Annotated in this window: 14 protein-coding genes; 4 read left to right on the plus strand and 10 right to left on the minus strand. The window is 64.4% G+C overall.

Annotated elements, in window-relative coordinates; genetic code table 11:
• Positions 1-13 precede the first annotated feature (13 nt).
• The 3 genes from menC to H578_RS0106765 all read right to left on the minus strand — a co-directional run bounded on the left by menC (position 14) and on the right by H578_RS0106765 (position 2792).
• Complete coding sequence (gene menC / locus H578_RS0106755; RefSeq protein ID WP_022872933.1) at positions 14-1132, minus strand: o-succinylbenzoate synthase; 1119 nt, start codon at positions 1130-1132, stop codon at positions 14-16.
• Positions 1133-1136: 4 nt separating this feature from the next.
• Positions 1137-2273, minus strand: a complete 1137-nt coding sequence (locus H578_RS0106760; RefSeq protein ID WP_022872934.1) for an acyl-CoA dehydrogenase family protein — start codon at positions 2271-2273, stop codon at positions 1137-1139.
• 114 nt (positions 2274-2387) lie between these two features.
• Positions 2388-2792: a DUF4190 domain-containing protein gene (locus H578_RS0106765; RefSeq protein ID WP_022872935.1), complete on the minus strand. Its 405-nt coding sequence runs from the start codon at positions 2790-2792 to the stop codon at positions 2388-2390.
• Between the two features lie 289 nt (positions 2793-3081).
• On the opposite strand from H578_RS0106765, the gene H578_RS0106770 reads away from it, so the two are divergent.
• From H578_RS0106770 to H578_RS0106780, 3 genes are all read left to right on the plus strand, one after another.
• Entirely contained in the window at positions 3082-3897 is an 816-nt protein-coding gene (locus H578_RS0106770; protein ID WP_022872936.1) for an electron transfer flavoprotein subunit beta/FixA family protein, read from the plus strand.
• Positions 3894-4829: an electron transfer flavoprotein subunit alpha/FixB family protein gene (locus H578_RS0106775; protein WP_022872937.1), complete on the plus strand. Its 936-nt coding sequence runs from the start codon at positions 3894-3896 to the stop codon at positions 4827-4829. The genes H578_RS0106770 and H578_RS0106775 overlap by 4 nt, the downstream gene beginning before the upstream one ends.
• Before the next feature lie 192 nt (positions 4830-5021).
• Positions 5022-5975 carry an NAD(P)/FAD-dependent oxidoreductase gene (locus tag H578_RS0106780; protein WP_022872938.1) on the plus strand — a complete coding sequence of 318 codons (954 nt, stop codon included), beginning with the start codon at positions 5022-5024 and terminating at the stop codon, positions 5973-5975.
• A 47-nt stretch (positions 5976-6022) separates the two neighbouring features.
• Here H578_RS0106780 and ykgO read toward each other — a convergent pair whose 3' ends face one another.
• Complete coding sequence (gene ykgO / locus H578_RS15920) at positions 6023-6145, minus strand: type B 50S ribosomal protein L36 (protein WP_084710041.1); 123 nt, start codon at positions 6143-6145, stop codon at positions 6023-6025.
• Between the two features lie 68 nt (positions 6146-6213).
• On the opposite strand from ykgO, the gene H578_RS0106785 reads away from it, so the two are divergent.
• Entirely contained in the window at positions 6214-7251 is a 1038-nt protein-coding gene (locus H578_RS0106785) for a GTP-binding protein (protein WP_022872939.1), read from the plus strand.
• A gap of 53 nt (positions 7252-7304) precedes the next feature.
• On the opposite strand, the gene H578_RS13910 is transcribed toward H578_RS0106785, so the two are convergent.
• The 6 genes from H578_RS13910 to H578_RS0106820 all read right to left on the minus strand — a co-directional run bounded on the left by H578_RS13910 (position 7305) and on the right by H578_RS0106820 (position 14885).
• Positions 7305-8249 (minus strand): lytic transglycosylase domain-containing protein, encoded by a 945-nt coding sequence (locus H578_RS13910; protein WP_022872940.1) that lies wholly within the window; start codon positions 8247-8249, stop codon positions 7305-7307.
• Positions 8233-9216, minus strand: a complete 984-nt coding sequence (locus H578_RS15595) for a choice-of-anchor M domain-containing protein (protein WP_169558507.1) — start codon at positions 9214-9216, stop codon at positions 8233-8235. The genes H578_RS13910 and H578_RS15595 overlap by 17 nt, the downstream gene beginning before the upstream one ends.
• A gap of 29 nt (positions 9217-9245) precedes the next feature.
• Positions 9246-11903 (minus strand): choice-of-anchor M domain-containing protein, encoded by a 2658-nt coding sequence (locus tag H578_RS0106805; RefSeq protein WP_156837246.1) that lies wholly within the window; start codon positions 11901-11903, stop codon positions 9246-9248.
• A 175-nt stretch (positions 11904-12078) separates the two neighbouring features.
• A complete protein-coding gene (locus H578_RS13920) occupies positions 12079-13059 on the minus strand; it encodes an anchored repeat-type ABC transporter permease subunit (protein WP_022872943.1) in 981 nt (326 codons plus the stop codon).
• Entirely contained in the window at positions 13052-13885 is an 834-nt protein-coding gene (locus H578_RS0106815; protein ID WP_022872944.1) for an anchored repeat-type ABC transporter ATP-binding subunit, read from the minus strand. The genes H578_RS13920 and H578_RS0106815 overlap by 8 nt, the downstream gene beginning before the upstream one ends.
• Positions 13878-14885, minus strand: coding sequence for a choice-of-anchor M domain-containing protein (locus H578_RS0106820; RefSeq protein ID WP_022872945.1), 1008 nt, complete (start codon positions 14883-14885; stop codon positions 13878-13880). The genes H578_RS0106815 and H578_RS0106820 overlap by 8 nt, the downstream gene beginning before the upstream one ends.
• Positions 14886-14920 lie beyond the last annotated feature (35 nt).

A 14920-nucleotide genomic window follows, 5' to 3' on the forward strand; every position in this document is an offset into this window, starting at 1 on the left:
TGGGTCAGCCGGATCAGGTCTTCAGCGGGTGGGTGGTGGAGGAGACGGTGTGCTGATCCAGACGGGAGACGACGACGTCGTACCCGAGCCCGGGTGTGCCATAGGGCACCTCGATGCGCCCGTCGGGACTCATGGTCACCGCCGGTTCGATGATGTCCTCGGCCCAGTACCGGGAGCTGGGTGCGGTATCCCCGGGGAGGGTGAAACCGGGCAGAGAGGCGATGGCCACATTGTGGGCCCGTCCGATGCCGGTCTCCAGCATGCCGCCGCACCACAGTCCGATCCCGCGGTCGCGGCAGAGTTGTTCGATCGCCAGGGATTCGGTGATCCCGCCGACCCGGCCAACTTTGAGGTTGATGATCTCGGTGGAGCCCAGTTCGATACCTTTGCGGGCGTCTTCGGCCGAGTGGATGGACTCGTCCAGGCACACCGGGGTGCGGATCTGCTCGGCGAGCTTACGGTGGTCGACAATGTCATCGTGGGCCAAGGGTTGTTCGATCATCATCAGGTCGAGCTCGTCGAGCGCGGTGAAGACGTCCAGATCATCGAGCGTGTAGGCGGAGTTGGCATCGGCCATGATGGGGGTCTGGCTGAACTGTGCCCGGACCGCGCGCAGCATGTCCACATCCCGGCCCGGGGCGATCTTGATCTTGATTCGCCGGTATCCGGTCTCCACTGCGGCGCTGACGGCCTCGAGGAGGTCCGCGTCGGTCTCTTTCAGCCCGATGCTCAACCCGACCTCGATCTGCTCGCGGGTTCCCCCGTAGGCCTCGGCCAGGCTGATGCCCTGCTGTTTGGCCCACAGATCCCAGTAGGCGCCCTCCACTGCGGCTTTGGCCATGTTGTTGCGCTTGATCGGCGCGAGTACCTCGGTCACCTCGCGCGGGTGGGTGATTTCCGCGGCGGCGAGCAGTGGGATGAGGTATTCGGTCAGGGCCACCTGGCAGGTGCTGGTGGCTTCCTCTGAGTAGATGGGGGCTGCCAGGGCGACGCATTCGCCGTATCCGGTGGTCTCGCCGTCGTGGGCTTCGACGATGAGTAGATCCCGGTGGGTTTGGGTGCCGAAGCTGGTGGTGAAGGGGGTGAGCATCTCCATGCGCAGTCGGCGGATGGTGATGGATTCCACGTGCATGGGGTCAGCTCAGCTCCCGGGCGATCGTTTCTTTGAGGATTTCGGAGGTACCGCCAAAGATCGTCATCAGCCGTACCGCCAGGTATGCCTGCGCCACCGGGTATTCGAGGATGTAGCCGTAGCCTCCGTGCAGCTGCAGGCAGGTGTCCACTGCCTCCTTGGCGAATTCCGTGGTGGTGAGTTTCGCTTTGGAGGCGGCGACGACGTCGAGCTCACCGGCGTGGAACTGCTCCAGCACACCGGCGATGTAGCGCTGGTTAGCCTCCAGCCTGGCGGCGATATCGGCCAGGGCAAACCGGGTGTTCTGGAACTCGGCGATCCGCTGACCGAAGGCTTCGCGTTCGGCGACGTAACGCACCGTTTGGCTGAGCACGGCGTCGACGACGACGACGGCGGCCGTCGATAAGGCCAGTCTCCCCTGGGGTAGCAGGTCCTTGATGTGCTCCAGGCCGCGTCCCGGCTCACCCAGCAGGTTTTCGGCGGGAATGTGGACATCGTCGAAGAACAACTCAGCGGTATCTGAGGCTTTCAGCCCCATCTTGTCCAGCTGACGGCCGGGGGTGTAACCCGGGTTGTCTTTCTTCTCCACCAGGAAGAGGCTGTAGCCCTCGCCATCGCGGGCCAGCACCAGGGAACCATCACCGCTGATGCCATTGCCGATGAACGTCTTCTGACCATTGAGCGTGTAGGAGCCGTCCGCGTTGCGTTCGACCTTGGAACGGACCGCGCGTAAATCGGAGCCGGCGCCCGGTTCGGTGTACGCCACGGAGGTGACAAAGCTGGCGTCGGTGAACCGGGGTAGCCAGGTGGCTTTCTGTTCCTCGGTGGCCAGGCTCAGCACCGCAGGCAGCACCCAGTCATCGTGAAGATGGAAGGCCAGGGCTGCGGCCATGCAGTTGGCCCGGGCGAGCTCCTCATCGATGACCATGCGGAACCGGTAGTCGTTCAGGCCTAACCCCCCGTACTCTTCCGGGACAGCCAGGCCGAGGAGTCCGTTCTCCGCTGCGGCCTCCCACAGGCGGCGGGGCATCATGTGGGCCGCATCCCAGGATGCATAGTCCGGGGCGACCTCGCGGGCTACGAATTCGCGGACGACGTCGCGGAATTCCTCATGGATCTCGTCATAGAAGCCTTGGTACACGCTTCACATCGTATCCCCGACCTCGAAACCGGCCGTGTGGACAAAGCACACCGGCGTCATACGCCGGTCACACCACCAGGGCAGCTCAGAGGGATCCAGGGTGGTGACAGAAGGCTAGATGACGCCCTGGCTGGCGAGGAAGATCAGTCCGATGACCCCGAGGATCACACTCAGTGTTCCCAGTCCCAGGCCGATCCAACCGGTGATCTTACCGACTTTGGCCTGGCGGCCTTCCTTCTCTGCCTTACCGGCGAGCACCACGGCGATGATCCCCAGGATGATCGCGACAATGCCACCGAACATGCCAAAGAGCAGACCCAGGAGCACGGCGGCCACGATGGAGACGATCCCCAACACCATGGAGACGGTGTCGTTTTCCTTGGTGGCCAGCGGCTCACCGGGAACCCCCGGGGCGGTGCCGTGCTGACCCTGGGGGTCCGTGCCGGGCTGATCGAACCCCTGGTACGGAGTGGCTCCGGCCTGCTGTGCCGGATCATTGGGCTGGGATTGCTGACTCATGACGTAAGCCTCCTTCAGGCTCTGTCTTTCTTTCAGGACTCTCTTCGGTCAGTTGGTGTCACCGTATCTACGTGAATCTGGACGCTGGCTCCACGCTGCCCGAATCCATCGTGTGATTCCGCCGCTTTTCCGCAGTGCGGAGACCCGGTATTGCCAGCCCGCCTGACCCGGACTCAGAATGATCCCTGCTGCCTATGGCCACCGATCCCTCCTGCATCCCTACCTGTGCACGCGTTACAGAACGTAGCCTGCTGAGCCAGTTGTCCCGGCGTCGTGCGACGATGGGAACATGTCCCGACCTGTCCACATCATCACCCTGGTCAAATGGGTGCCCGACGCGCAGCTGGAGCGCCGCTTCACCGAGCAGCGCCGGCTGGACCGCTCCGAGGGTATCCTCGGCGAGCTCGACGAGCACCCCATTGAGGCAGCCCTCCAGCTCCGCGAGAGCCTGCCGGAGCGCAGTGTCCGGGTCTCCGCCCTGACCGTGGGCCCCGCCGGAGCCAGCACCGCCCTGAAGAAAGCGTTGCAGCTCGGAGCCGATGAGGCCTTCCACCTCGCCGACGACGCCCTGGCCGGGGCCGATATCTTCGCCACCTCAGCCGCGGCCGCCGCTGCGGTACAGAAGATCTTCGAGACTGCCGAGTTCGACGCCGATGAGCCCGCTGAACAGCTCATCCTCACCGGGATGAGTTCTGAGGACGGCGAATCCGGTGCAGTCCCCGCGCAGCTGGCCGAGCGGCTCGGCGTACCGGCACTGACCCAGGCCACTGAGCTGAGCCTGACCACCGGGCACCTGGTGGTTGCCCGGATTTCCGGTGACGTCCAGCAACGGCTCGATGTTCGCTTACCGGCGGTGGTCTCGGTGACCGACCAGGCCAACGACCCCCGCTACCCGAACTTCAAAGCGATCATGGCGGCGAAGAAGAAACCGGTCACCACCTGGGCTCTCACCGACCTGGGTGTGGCGGCTTCTGCGGTGACCTCCCGGGTGGAGGTGCTCACTGCTGCGGCACGGCCCCCGCGGACCTCCGGGCAGATCATCACTGATGAGGGCGATGCCGGTGCCAAGATCGTGGACTACCTGGTGAAGGAGCGTCTGCTGTGACCAATGTTCTGGTGTTCTTTGACCGCTTGGACGAAGAGCTCTCCGGTGCCCAGCGGGAACTGCTCTCGCTGGCCGGGCGGATCGGCGCGGTGCACGTGGTCACCGGTGCGGACCCGCAGGTAGTCCCGCAGCCGTTGTCGGTGAAGGGGATCCATGACATCTACACCGGCACCGGGCTGATCGAGCCCCCGGATGCCGCCCTAGCCGATCTACTGGAGACGGCGCTGGCGGAGTCCCATGCCGACGTCGTCCTCGGTGCCGATACCCCGGATGCCGTCGACGCTCTGGCCCGGCTTGCGGTGCGGGCGGAGACCGGGCTCATCACCTCCGCTACGGACATCAGCCCGGATCTGGTGGTGACCAAGCAGGTGCTTGCCGGGGCGTACACGACGACGTCGCAGGTCACCGGGGAGGGTCCGCTCATCGTCACGTTGAAACCGAACAGTGTGGAGTCTGTCGTGGTCCCCGGGCACCCCCAAGAAGTCACCTCCCTGCCCGTGGGCCCCTCCCAACAGACGGAGGTGCTGGCTTCCGAACAGCTGCCCTCCACGGGCCGCCCACCGCTGACGGAGGCACGGGTGGTGGTGGCCGCCGGGCGCGGAATCGACGGCGATTTGAGCCTCATCGAGGAGCTCGCCGATGAACTCGGCGCGGCGATCGGCGCCTCCCGCGCGGCGACTGATGCCGGGTGGATCGACCACTCCGCCCAAGTGGGTCAGACCGGAGTGACCGTCTCACCACAGTTGTACATCTCGGTGGGGATCTCCGGTGCAATCCAACAGAAGGCCGGTATGCAGACCTCCGGCACAATCGTGGCCATCAACAAGGATGAAGACGCCCCGGTCTTCGAGATCGCTGATTTCGGCGTCGTCGGAGATCTCAATGAGGTGCTGCCGCAAATGATCGAGGAGATCCGCCGCCGGAGGAGCTGAGCGTCATCCTCGCACTGAGCCGGGCGGTCCCAGCCGTCCGGTCCCAGCCGTCCGGTCCCAGCCGTCCGATCCCAGCCGTCCGGTCTCTGCCGCGCGGTCCCAGCCGTCCGGTCTCCCTGCCCGCTCTTTCACCCCGAAGTCTTCACCGTTCCCACTATTGCTAGTAATTCTCAATTGCAGTAGTTTGAGGACATGACGGAACCACGCATCTGGGATGCCATTGTGATCGGCGGCGGCTCGGCGGGACTCAGCGCCGCACTGGCCTTGGGACGGGCTCTACGCCGCACCCTTGTATTGGACACCGGTCAACCCCGCAATCGCTTTGCCGAACACATGCACACTGTGCTCGGCCAGGAGGGAACCAATCCCCTCGATCTTCTGGCCCGCGGGCGGGAAGAGGCCGGCAGCTACGGTGTGCAGTTCCGCATTGCTGAAGTTCTCCAGGTGACCCAACCCCCGACGCCTGAACAGCCGGCTCCACACACCCTAGAGGTCTCCCTCGCCAATGGAGCAGTCCTGACCACCCGTGCGGTGATTGCTGCCTCGGGGGTGAGAGATCTCCTCCCAGAGATCCCCGGCCTGCACCAGCGGTGGGGAAAGACAGTACTGCACTGCCCCTACTGCCACGGCACCGAGTATGCCGGCCAGCGCATCGGGGTGCTTGCCCTGAGCCCCATGGGACTGCACCACGCTGAACTACTCCGCCAGTGGACACAGAACCTCACCTTCTTCAGCGCCGGAGCCGGGGAGCTCGACGCCGCCACAACCCGGCGGCTGGAATCCCGAGGCATCCACATTGACCCCAGGCCAGTGACAGAACTCCGTGGTGACCCCGAGGGGCCCGCCACCGTGGTGACAGAGGATGGATTCACCCAGGAACTCGACGCCATCTTCACCCTGGGTCAGGTCATCCCCAACGATGAATACCTCAGCCACCTGGAACTGGAGCGGGCAGACACCCCGGCAGGATCCTTCCTGCAGGTGGACCACGGGGGCCAGACCAGCCATCCGCGGGTCTGGGCGGCGGGCAATATCGCCAGTCCGATGGCTAATGTCCCCATGTCCATCAGCGCAGGCACCTTCGCCGGTGCGATGGCCAACGGCGTGCTGGTCACCGAGGACTTCGATCTCGCCGAACAGCACTGAGCCTCAGCCAGCGCTGAAGACCCAGCGTTGAGCCGACGAGCGCAGGCTCAGCCCTGCCGACCCTTGAACCGCGGGTTCTGCTTATTGATGACATAGGTCTTACCCCGCCGACGGACTACTTGAGCGCCGGGCTGCTTCTTCAGGGAGCGCAGCGACTTGCGAACCTTCATTTTGACCTCCAATTGAGAATGACTAGCATTAACATCTAAGCATACCGTTGCCGAGATGAAAGAGCCACATGGAGCCTGCTCCCCTTGATGTCATCGCCGTGGTCGGTGCCTGCGGGCCAGAGCGCCGCGACTATGCCCGTCGGCTGGCCCGCCACGAAGGGCGCAAACTGCTCAGCGCCCAACGGATCGCTGTGCAGTCGGACGCCCTGCGCGCGATCACCCACCGCCTGGAACGCGCACCCTACGGCCCCGAACTACTGGTGGAGTTACCGCTGCACGCTCATATGCCCGATGTCATCGGCGAGCTCACCGATGGACCCCACAACACCCGGCTCAGTGACATCGTCTGCGTGGTAGACGCCCCTCACCTGGTCTCGGATCTGTTCTGTGAGGAGTACATCGTCACAGACCAGCAGCGCCTGTGGGACCTACAGGAAGAACGTACTGAGTTCATTGCCCGCGCTGAGCTCATTGTGCAGCAGATCGAGTACTCCTCCACGGTTGTCATCCTCAACTGGCAGTCGCTGCCTGGGGACTATGTGCAGATGCTGACCGCGCTCATCAGTCACCTCAACCCGCAGGCGGCTTTGCACTTAGGGGACACTGGAGACCTGGCGCCCACGGCCGCTGCCCCGCCCTACACGCCCGATCAAACCCGCCCTGGTTGGATCAGCCTGCTCAACCAGAACTTCTCTCCCGCGGTGGAACACCCCGCGGTGATGGCCATGCGCTACGACCAGCCTCGCCTCTTCCACCCTGCCCGTTTGCGGCACCTGCTCGATGGCGAGATCGACCACGGCGCGTTCGGGAAACTGGTGCGCTCTTCGGGATTCTGCCGCCTCGCCACACGTCCGCACATCACCGCCCACTGGGAACAAGTCGGTGGGGTCATCAGCCTGCTGCCGCTGAGCTTCGATCACCAGATCACCGAACCCAGCCAAATGCTCACGATGGGGCAGGACATCGCACTGATCGGCATTGAACTCGACCTGCACGGGCTCACCGCAGCCCTGGATGCGGCCTTACTCACCGATGAGGAGTTCGCCGCCGGACCCATGCTGTGGGCCACATTCGAGGACCCCTTCCCCGCTTGGACCCCGCACTAACCGCGGCGACCCGACCGGATGAGGGCCAACCTGGCCTCGTTACCGGCTGGCCCTCATCCGAAGTTGGCGTAGTGGTTGGCGCGTTCGGCCACCTCGTGGTTGTACTCCCGGGAGGGGTTATAGGCCAGGATCGCGGCGATCCAGTTCTCCTGGTCGGTCATATCTCCCCAGGAGCACAGGTAAACGGCTGCCGAGAGTGCCGCGTCTTCGATGTTGTTGATATCGGCACTGCCGTCGCCGCTGCCGTCCTGGCCGAATTCCTCCCAGGTGGCGGGCAGAAACTGCATGGGTCCCACGGCACGGTCCCAGACGTCGTCGCCGTCGAGCACCCCACCGTCAGTGTCGGGGATCTCGGCTAAGTCCTCGCTGCCGTCTAGCTGCGGACCCAGAATCGTGGGGTGTACGACGCCGTCCTCGTGCAGTCGCGCTCCCCCGTAGCTTCCGTGCTGGGTTTCCACATACCCAATGGCCGCCAGTGTGTTCCACCCGAGGTTGCACTCCTCGAAGCTGTCATTGACCGAAAGGGTGGCACCGGCATAGGCGGCCAGGACGGGTTCTGGAATATGGGACCCAGTGGAGACATCCTCGACCCAGTCCGGGTCGACGAGCGCGCTGATGCCTGCCTCCTGGTTGGGATCCTCGGCACGCTCGGGGTCGTTTCCCCCGGCGTCCTCCGGCATCGTGGGGCGAACCACATTGGCCGCGGGGTCTTCCGGCTGGGACTCTTCCGCCCCGAGCTGGGAGGCCCCGAGCCCTGCCCCGAGGATCGTCAGCCCGAGTGCTACCAGCGCGCCTGTGGCGGTGGGCAGTACCCAGCGGCCCCGCCGGGCCCGCGGTCGTGGCACCGGTTCCTCCCAGACCTCATAGCCGGAATCCTGCGCAGCCCGGGGCGCGGGGTTCTCAGCGGTGGCGTCGATGAGGTCATCAAAAGGAACTGCCTCTTCACCCGGCTGGGCAGGCAGTTCAGTGGTGCGGTCGTCGTCAGATGGTGTGGTCATACTCGCGTTCTTCAGTGGGTGGCTGGGCGGGGCGGCGACCCCGCCGCAGGGTTCGGAGGGTCACCGTCATCAGGACGGTCAGCAGAATGAGGGCCAGGCCGATCGCTGATGCGAGCAGTGTGATGTCGATCCAGTCACGGCCCGGATCGGCGGTGTCACCTTCTGCGGCGTGGAAGTAGGACGCAGCGGCCGGCCCGTCCCACTGCGTGCGCAGCGCCCGTTCCCCGTTGGGGTTATCCCCCACGGAAAAGGAGATGACTTGAGTATCCGAGAACTCGGATCCATCGAGCAGTTCAGCCCGCACCGCAAGCTGGGCGTGGTAGACCCCCGGCTTGGTGAAGACCCAGTTCACAGAGGTCTCGCCGCCGACCTCGAGCCCCATGGATTGAGGAAATGCCTCCCGGGAATCCCATAACGGCTCGGGGTCGCTTTCGGCGCTCTGGGTGTAGGTGGTGAGGGTGCCGGGACCCTCCACCGCCGTCAGTAGGAAGGTGACTGCAGTGTCGATGCTGCTGTGTGCTTCCGGTGACTGGACGGAGAAGCTCAAGGCTGGGGTATCCCCACCTTCAGTTTCGGAGAGCACCCAGACGTGGTCGCCGGGTTCAGCGTCGAGGAAGCTGTAGAGCTCGTTGTCGGGGACGCGGAGTTCGGCTTCGGGGCCGGCTTCCAGGGCGGTGCGGCTGGGATAACGCCAGGTGCTGGCATCCTCGGTTTCACCGGTTTCATGAAGCAGCAGCCGCCAGGCGTTGCGGTCGAAGGCGGGGCCCAGGGTGCTGGTGCCGAGGTCCTGGATGTAGTACCCGTCGGAGGCTGGCTCGGCCTCCGGGGTGGGCGCGGTGGTCACCTCCGTCTGGACACCGGCCCCGCAACTACTCACCAGCAGTGCGAGGACAGCGGCCAGGAAGGTAACCACCGCACCCCGTGAACGCCCACGAGGCGGCCCGGTGGTCAGGTGCTGCTGAGTCACCGGCACGGGTGCCTCACTTGGGCCTCGGCTCATTCGGGTGTGGTGCGCCGAACGAACATCAGGGCCCCGGCACCGGCTCCCGCAGTGAGCAGCAACAGTCCGATGGCGATGAGACCACGGTTGTCCACCCCGGTCTCAGCCAGAGGCTGGCCGCCAGCGCCCTTGACTCCGGGCTGACCGGGAGCGCCGCCGGGGGTGTCTTCTCCCCCGCCGCCCCGGGCATCGGATTGGGGAGCTGAGCGGAGGTCGTCGTCCTCGTCTTCTTCTGGGGTGCCGTCGCCATCAGGTCCGGGGCCACCGTTTTCATCTGCGTCCGGCCCGCCGTTGGGACCAGTGCCTCCGCCGTTGCCGAGTTCATCGGGTCCACCGCCGTTGGGATCCTCGTCATCTCCGGGACCGTTGCCGTCCTCATCACCAGGGGCGCCGTTGGGATCCTCATCGTCACCAGAACCGTTGCCGTCCTCGTCACCAGGGGTGCCGTCGGGGTCTTCCTCATCCCGGTCACCCCCGTTGCCGTCGGGGTCCTCTGTGCCGTTGTCCTGGTCATCGTCGGCGTCGTCGTCCTCGTCATCAGTGCTGGCAAGGATTTCGATCGTGTCCCAACCGATGATCTCTCCGCTGTCGGTGTAGACAGCCAGACTGTGCTCTCCGATGAGGTCCTCATCATCAGGGATGGTGATGCTGATCTGGTTGTCGGTGTCCACAGTGGCAACACCCAGGTCGAGCGGGTCGGAGAAGAGGTAGGAGTGCACCTGCTCCCCCTGGTGGCCTTCGGCCACACTCACCAGAATGGGTTCGCCGAGTTCAGCGGTCTCCGGGGCGTCTACCGCACCGTAGGTGTCCTCAGTGAGGTCCTCGCTGCTGGGCTGACGATCCTCCGTGTCGTCATCCTCGTCGTCATCATCACGTCCATCTTCATCCTCGTCGTCTTCGTCTTCACCGTCGTCTTCGTCTTCACCGTTGTCTTCGTCCTCGTCTTCGTCATCCTCGTCATCCTGGCGCAGGTGGAGGGTCACGGGGTCGGAGGGACCGTAGACGATACCGCCGTCAGCATCTTGGACGGCGGCGACGATCTGGGCGCCGTCGACGTCCTCCTCGAAGGTGAAGGAGTACTCGGAACCGGTGGCGTCACTGATGGCGGTTGCTTCCTCCTCACCGTCGAGTTGGAGGTACCACTGGTAGTTCTCCAGCACAGTGGAGGGCTCGACGTCGAGGGACAGCTCTACGGGGTCACCGTGACTGTATTCGTCCTGGGCACCAGAGATGGCCACGGTCTGGTTGGGCTCGTCGGTGGTGTCGACGTGGAGTGTTTCTGGGCCGAGTTCGTAGTCTTCTCCGCCCGTAGTGACGTGGGCGCGGACCTGGGTGCCGTTGAGCGCGTGCTCGGCAATCAGCGTGTGGGAAACACCCTCAGTGTCAGGGATGGGAGCCCATTCTGTGCCGGGCAACTGCCATTCCCAGCTGATGGCAGCATCCTGGTCCAGCTCAGGATCCGCCACGACCTGCAGGGCGATCTCCTCACCTTGGGAATAGGTGTCCTCCAGGTCGCCGAATGCCACGCTCTGCTGGATCTCCGCAGAGATCCGCACGGTCTCTGAGACCACTTCGTGCTCGGTGGCGAGGAACCTATCCGGGTAGGTGGCTACTGCGCGCAGTTGCCGTTCTCCCGCCTCGGCTTCAGCGGTGAAGGTCTCATCGGTCTGATCGTCGAGGTCGACCCAGTCTTCGCCGTCGAGTTGTTGCCACTGCCATTCAGGCTCCACGACGGTCCATTCACCGTCGACACGGGGAACCTCGACGGCGGCCTTCTCCGGTGCCGCGGTCAGTTCAACCGCCTCGCCCGCCTCATAGGTGCGGTCACCGACGACGTCGATCACCTCCGGGGTCCGTACGAACTCCCCGACGGAGAAGAGGTACTCCTCAGTATTGGTCTGCCAACTCTGCTCACTGCCGGGGTGGTGCACATCGGCGACGACGTCCAGCACATAGTCCCCGGGCTCGGTGAAGGCCCAGTAGGCGTGCACATGAGCCAGGAAGCTCTGCTCAATGGTTCCTGGGAACCGGACACGGCCATCTGCCATGAGAGTGCCCGGCGCGCCGAAGGAGCCCTGGGTCCAGAGGAAGACCCCGCCGGGGCCCTCCACGTCCTGGATATGGATATCGACGTCGTAGTCGCTCTGCCTGGCCCCTTCGACGAGGTTAACCAGGGGCTGGCTTTCCCAACCGGGCCACAGCAAATTCTGCTGTTGACTCAAGGGGAGGATATACGCCGTCTCACCGTGGAGCTCTTCTGGAATGGCGGGAGCGTCGGGGACAGGGTCATAGAGCGCAGCCTGGCGCACATACAGTTCCACATCTTCAGGGCGGCGGATCTGGTAAGGACTGACCGTATCGTCCTTAAGCGCCATATACGGCTCACCCTCGGCAGCCGGCTCATCAAACGGGTTCCGCTCGCTACCGATATTGAAGTAGAAGGCGTCCACGTGACCCTGCTCGATCACATACGGCCGTTCGTCGACCTGCGGTGGGCTGACCTCCTCAGCCCCAGCCGGGGCCACCGCACCGGAAACACACAACGCCGCCGTTAACGCGGATACCGACCCCAGTCCTGCCGCCTTCTTCAGGGGGCTTCGCCGCGGCCGACGCCGCCTCACCAGGGGGACGTGAACATCTGCAGTGTTCGTCATCTTCTACTTTCCATCTCGGGCGCGGTGCGCCGCTGGGGATTACCTCAAGGAAACGGAGCCGCTGAAGAGAACCGTCGGAGAACCCCAGAACCTCTCCCGGCTATCTAATGCGAATGACTCTCAGTTTCATTCATGCTACGTGGAGGTGCTGATGCGGTCAACTGAGAAAGCAGCCCTAGCGCAGTGTGGCGGCAGGTTCGTCCTCTCCAGCGCGCAGGGTCTGAGGCGGCGCAGCGTCTTCAAGGTGAGGTTCGTCGTCGTTGTCATCCACGCTGCGGGAGGCCAACCATTTGCCCAGCAGACCGTGTTTGGGCGCGAGCACCCAGGTCAGCAGGAACACCGCGGTGGCCAACAACACGATCGTTCCACCGGTGGGCAAATCAATCGCCCAGGAGAGGTACAGGCCGAAGAAGGCACACAGTGCCCCGATGGTCGGGGAGAGGAACATCATCCACCCCAGCCGGTCAGTCAACAGCCGAGCGGTGGCCGCGGGGACCACCAGTAGTGCGACGACGAGAATATTGCCGATCACCTGCACGGAGACGACGACGGCGACAGAGACCATCACATACAGCACGATGTCCAGCGCCAGGATAGGCAGACCAGCCGAGCGCGCCATTTCCCGGTCCAGACTGACAGCCACGAATTCCTTGTGCAGTAGGAATGCCACCCCCAACAGCAGGAATCCCGCCCCGGCCACCACATAGATATCCGAATCCGGGATGCCGGTAATAGAACCGAAGAGGAAACTCTCCAGAGAACCGGAGTACCCCGGGGCCGTAGAGATGATGACAATACCCAGGGCGAAGGCCGCCACGAAGAAGATCCCGATCACGGCGTCCTCCTTCAGCCGGCGGTTCTGTGAGAACACTGCCACCAGCACGGCAGTCACCACCCCGGCGATCATGCCGCCGAGCACCAGGGAACCCTGGAGGATGAAGGCCAGAGCGATACCGGGGAACACCGAGTGGGCCACGGCGTGACCGACGAACACCATGCCGCGCAGCACCACATAGCTACCGATCACCCCGCAGATGATCGCGGCCATGACCGCGACCACCAACGCCTTGGGTAAGAAAGACAACAGCGGGTTGGTGAGGTCTTGGAGGAACTCCCCGAAAGTGAGCATCCCCAGTGAGAACAGCACATCAGACATCTTTGACTCCCAGCGCGTTGAGCAGCGGTGAATCCTCCCGGAAACCGAAGGCCCGGGTCCAGATCTCGGCATCACGCAGATCACCGGGTCGCCCGGAGGCCACCACGGATGCGTTGATGAGGTAAAGCCGGTCGAAGGTGTGCATCGCCCCGGCCAGATCGTGGGTGGTCATCAGCAGGGCACGTCCTTGACTGGCCAGGTCTCGGAACAGGTCAGTGAGCAGCTCCTGGGTGGGAATGTCCAAACCGGTAAACGGTTCGTCCAGCAGCAGCACCTGGGGTCGAAGGGCCAGCGCACGGGCCACCAGGACCCGTTGACGTTGACCACCGGAGAGCTGACCGACCGGTCGGTCCTTTAAGTGGGTCATATCCGCCAGGTCGAGGGCTTCCCGGGTGGCCCGGTAATCCTCCACCCCGGCCCGGCGGAACCAGCCGATGGTTCCCACCCGACCGGAAAGGACGACGTCGTGCACACTGATGGGGAAATCCCAGGCGAACTCATGACGCTGCGGCACGTATCCGATGCCCCGCCGAGCCCGGGTGTTGGCCTGGCCTTCCACGGTGATGTGCCCTTCGCGTACCGGAGTCAGCCCCAGCACCGAGCGGATGAGCGTGGTTTTACCGGCACCGTTGGGGCCGATGAGCCCCACCAGTTCTCCCCCGGCCACACTGAGGTCCACCCCACGCAGCACCGGGCGCCCGCCGAGGTCCACGGCGAGACCTTCGACCTGCAATCCATCACTGAGATGCACTGCCTCCTCAGCGGAAGTCTCCACGGCCGGGCCCGTGTCAGCGCGACCATTCCAGGTATCGGTGGTCTCAGTCATGGCCCCTCCGTGCACCGGTGGCGGATACTTCTTCCTCAGCGGCCTGTTTGGCCCGACGGGAACGCAGCCCCACGGCCAGGGCCGCTCCCCCGAGCAGGATCACTCCTACACCGACGACGATCGCCACGGTCGCCAGCGGCAGGCCGTCCTCATCGACGGCGGCAGTGTCACCGGCTTCACCGGTGTCGATATCCGTATCCTCACCCTGGTCACCGGCCTCGACGGCGTCTTCACTGAGTTCGGCCTCAAAAGCCTCGTGCGGGTCCGTGTCCTCCCCGACGGCGAAGCGCAACACCGCCCGGTCGGCACCTTCAGTGCCGTCGTCGAGATCACCGAGGACTTCGACGTCGAGGAGGTAAATACCCGGCTCGGTGAAGACCCAGTTGCCGTGGACGTGAGTGTTCGTATCCGCCCAGATGTCCTGAGCGCCGCTTTCCTCCAAGGTGGTGGAGTCCCAGAGTTGCTGGGGCGGGTCAAAGTTGCCCGACTGGAGGAAGAGCGTGAAGTCTCCGGGCCCGTCGACCGCGTGCAGACGCAGGGACATCCCGCGGACCAGTTGCTCGACGACGTCGGGATCCTGGGTGTTCCAACCCAGCCAGGGGACGTCGTAGTCCTCGGTCTGCGGGATGAGGTAGAGGTCTTCACCGGGTTCGGCGGGGATAAAGTCGTACTGCTCGTCATCGGGTGCCTGTTGGATGGAGGCATCCCTCATGTGGAAGACCATGTCATCGAGGAAGCGCCACACCGGTGGGGCGATGGAGTCATCCCGGGCCATGAGCTGCCATTCACCGTCGATCAGACGCGGCCCGAGGTCCACGTGACCGCGTTCGAGCACGACCCGTTCCTCACCGACCTCCTCGTCACGTTCGACGGTCTGATCGAGGGGATCATCCTCCTCAGTGGCCACCGCCGCGGTGGTCCCCGCGGTGGTCAGCAACAGGCCTGCAGCGGCCCCTGCGGTCAGCAGCCGGCGCCAGAGGGTCGTTTCAGGGTGAGACATGCGTCTCCTCTCCAGGTGGGTGGTACGGAAGTTTC

The organism is Nesterenkonia alba DSM 19423 (genome assembly GCF_000421745.1).
Lineage (GTDB): Bacteria > Actinomycetota > Actinomycetes > Actinomycetales > Micrococcaceae > Nesterenkonia > Nesterenkonia alba.

What these genes read in the sequence shown, in the direction of transcription:
- menC (WP_022872933.1), bottom strand. Translation starts at nt 1,132, where the DNA reads ATGCACGTGGAATCCATCACCATCCGCCGACTGCGCATGGAGATGCTC.
- H578_RS0106765 (WP_022872935.1), bottom strand. Translation starts at nt 2,792, where the DNA reads ATGAGTCAGCAATCCCAGCCCAATGATCCGGCACAGCAGGCCGGAGCC.
- H578_RS0106770 (WP_022872936.1), top strand. Translation starts at nt 3,082, where the DNA reads ATGTCCCGACCTGTCCACATCATCACCCTGGTCAAATGGGTGCCCGAC.
- H578_RS0106780 (WP_022872938.1), top strand. Translation starts at nt 5,022, where the DNA reads ATGACGGAACCACGCATCTGGGATGCCATTGTGATCGGCGGCGGCTCG.
- ykgO (WP_084710041.1), bottom strand. Translation starts at nt 6,145, where the DNA reads ATGAAGGTTCGCAAGTCGCTGCGCTCCCTGAAGAAGCAGCCCGGCGCT.
- H578_RS0106785 (WP_022872939.1), top strand. Translation starts at nt 6,214, where the DNA reads ATGGAGCCTGCTCCCCTTGATGTCATCGCCGTGGTCGGTGCCTGCGGG.
- H578_RS13910 (WP_022872940.1), bottom strand. Translation starts at nt 8,249, where the DNA reads ATGACCACACCATCTGACGACGACCGCACCACTGAACTGCCTGCCCAG.
- H578_RS0106805 (WP_156837246.1), bottom strand. Translation starts at nt 11,903, where the DNA reads ATGACGAACACTGCAGATGTTCACGTCCCCCTGGTGAGGCGGCGTCGG.
- H578_RS13920 (WP_022872943.1), bottom strand. Translation starts at nt 13,059, where the DNA reads ATGTCTGATGTGCTGTTCTCACTGGGGATGCTCACTTTCGGGGAGTTC.
- H578_RS0106815 (WP_022872944.1), bottom strand. Translation starts at nt 13,885, where the DNA reads ATGACTGAGACCACCGATACCTGGAATGGTCGCGCTGACACGGGCCCG.
- H578_RS0106820 (WP_022872945.1), bottom strand. Translation starts at nt 14,885, where the DNA reads ATGTCTCACCCTGAAACGACCCTCTGGCGCCGGCTGCTGACCGCAGGG.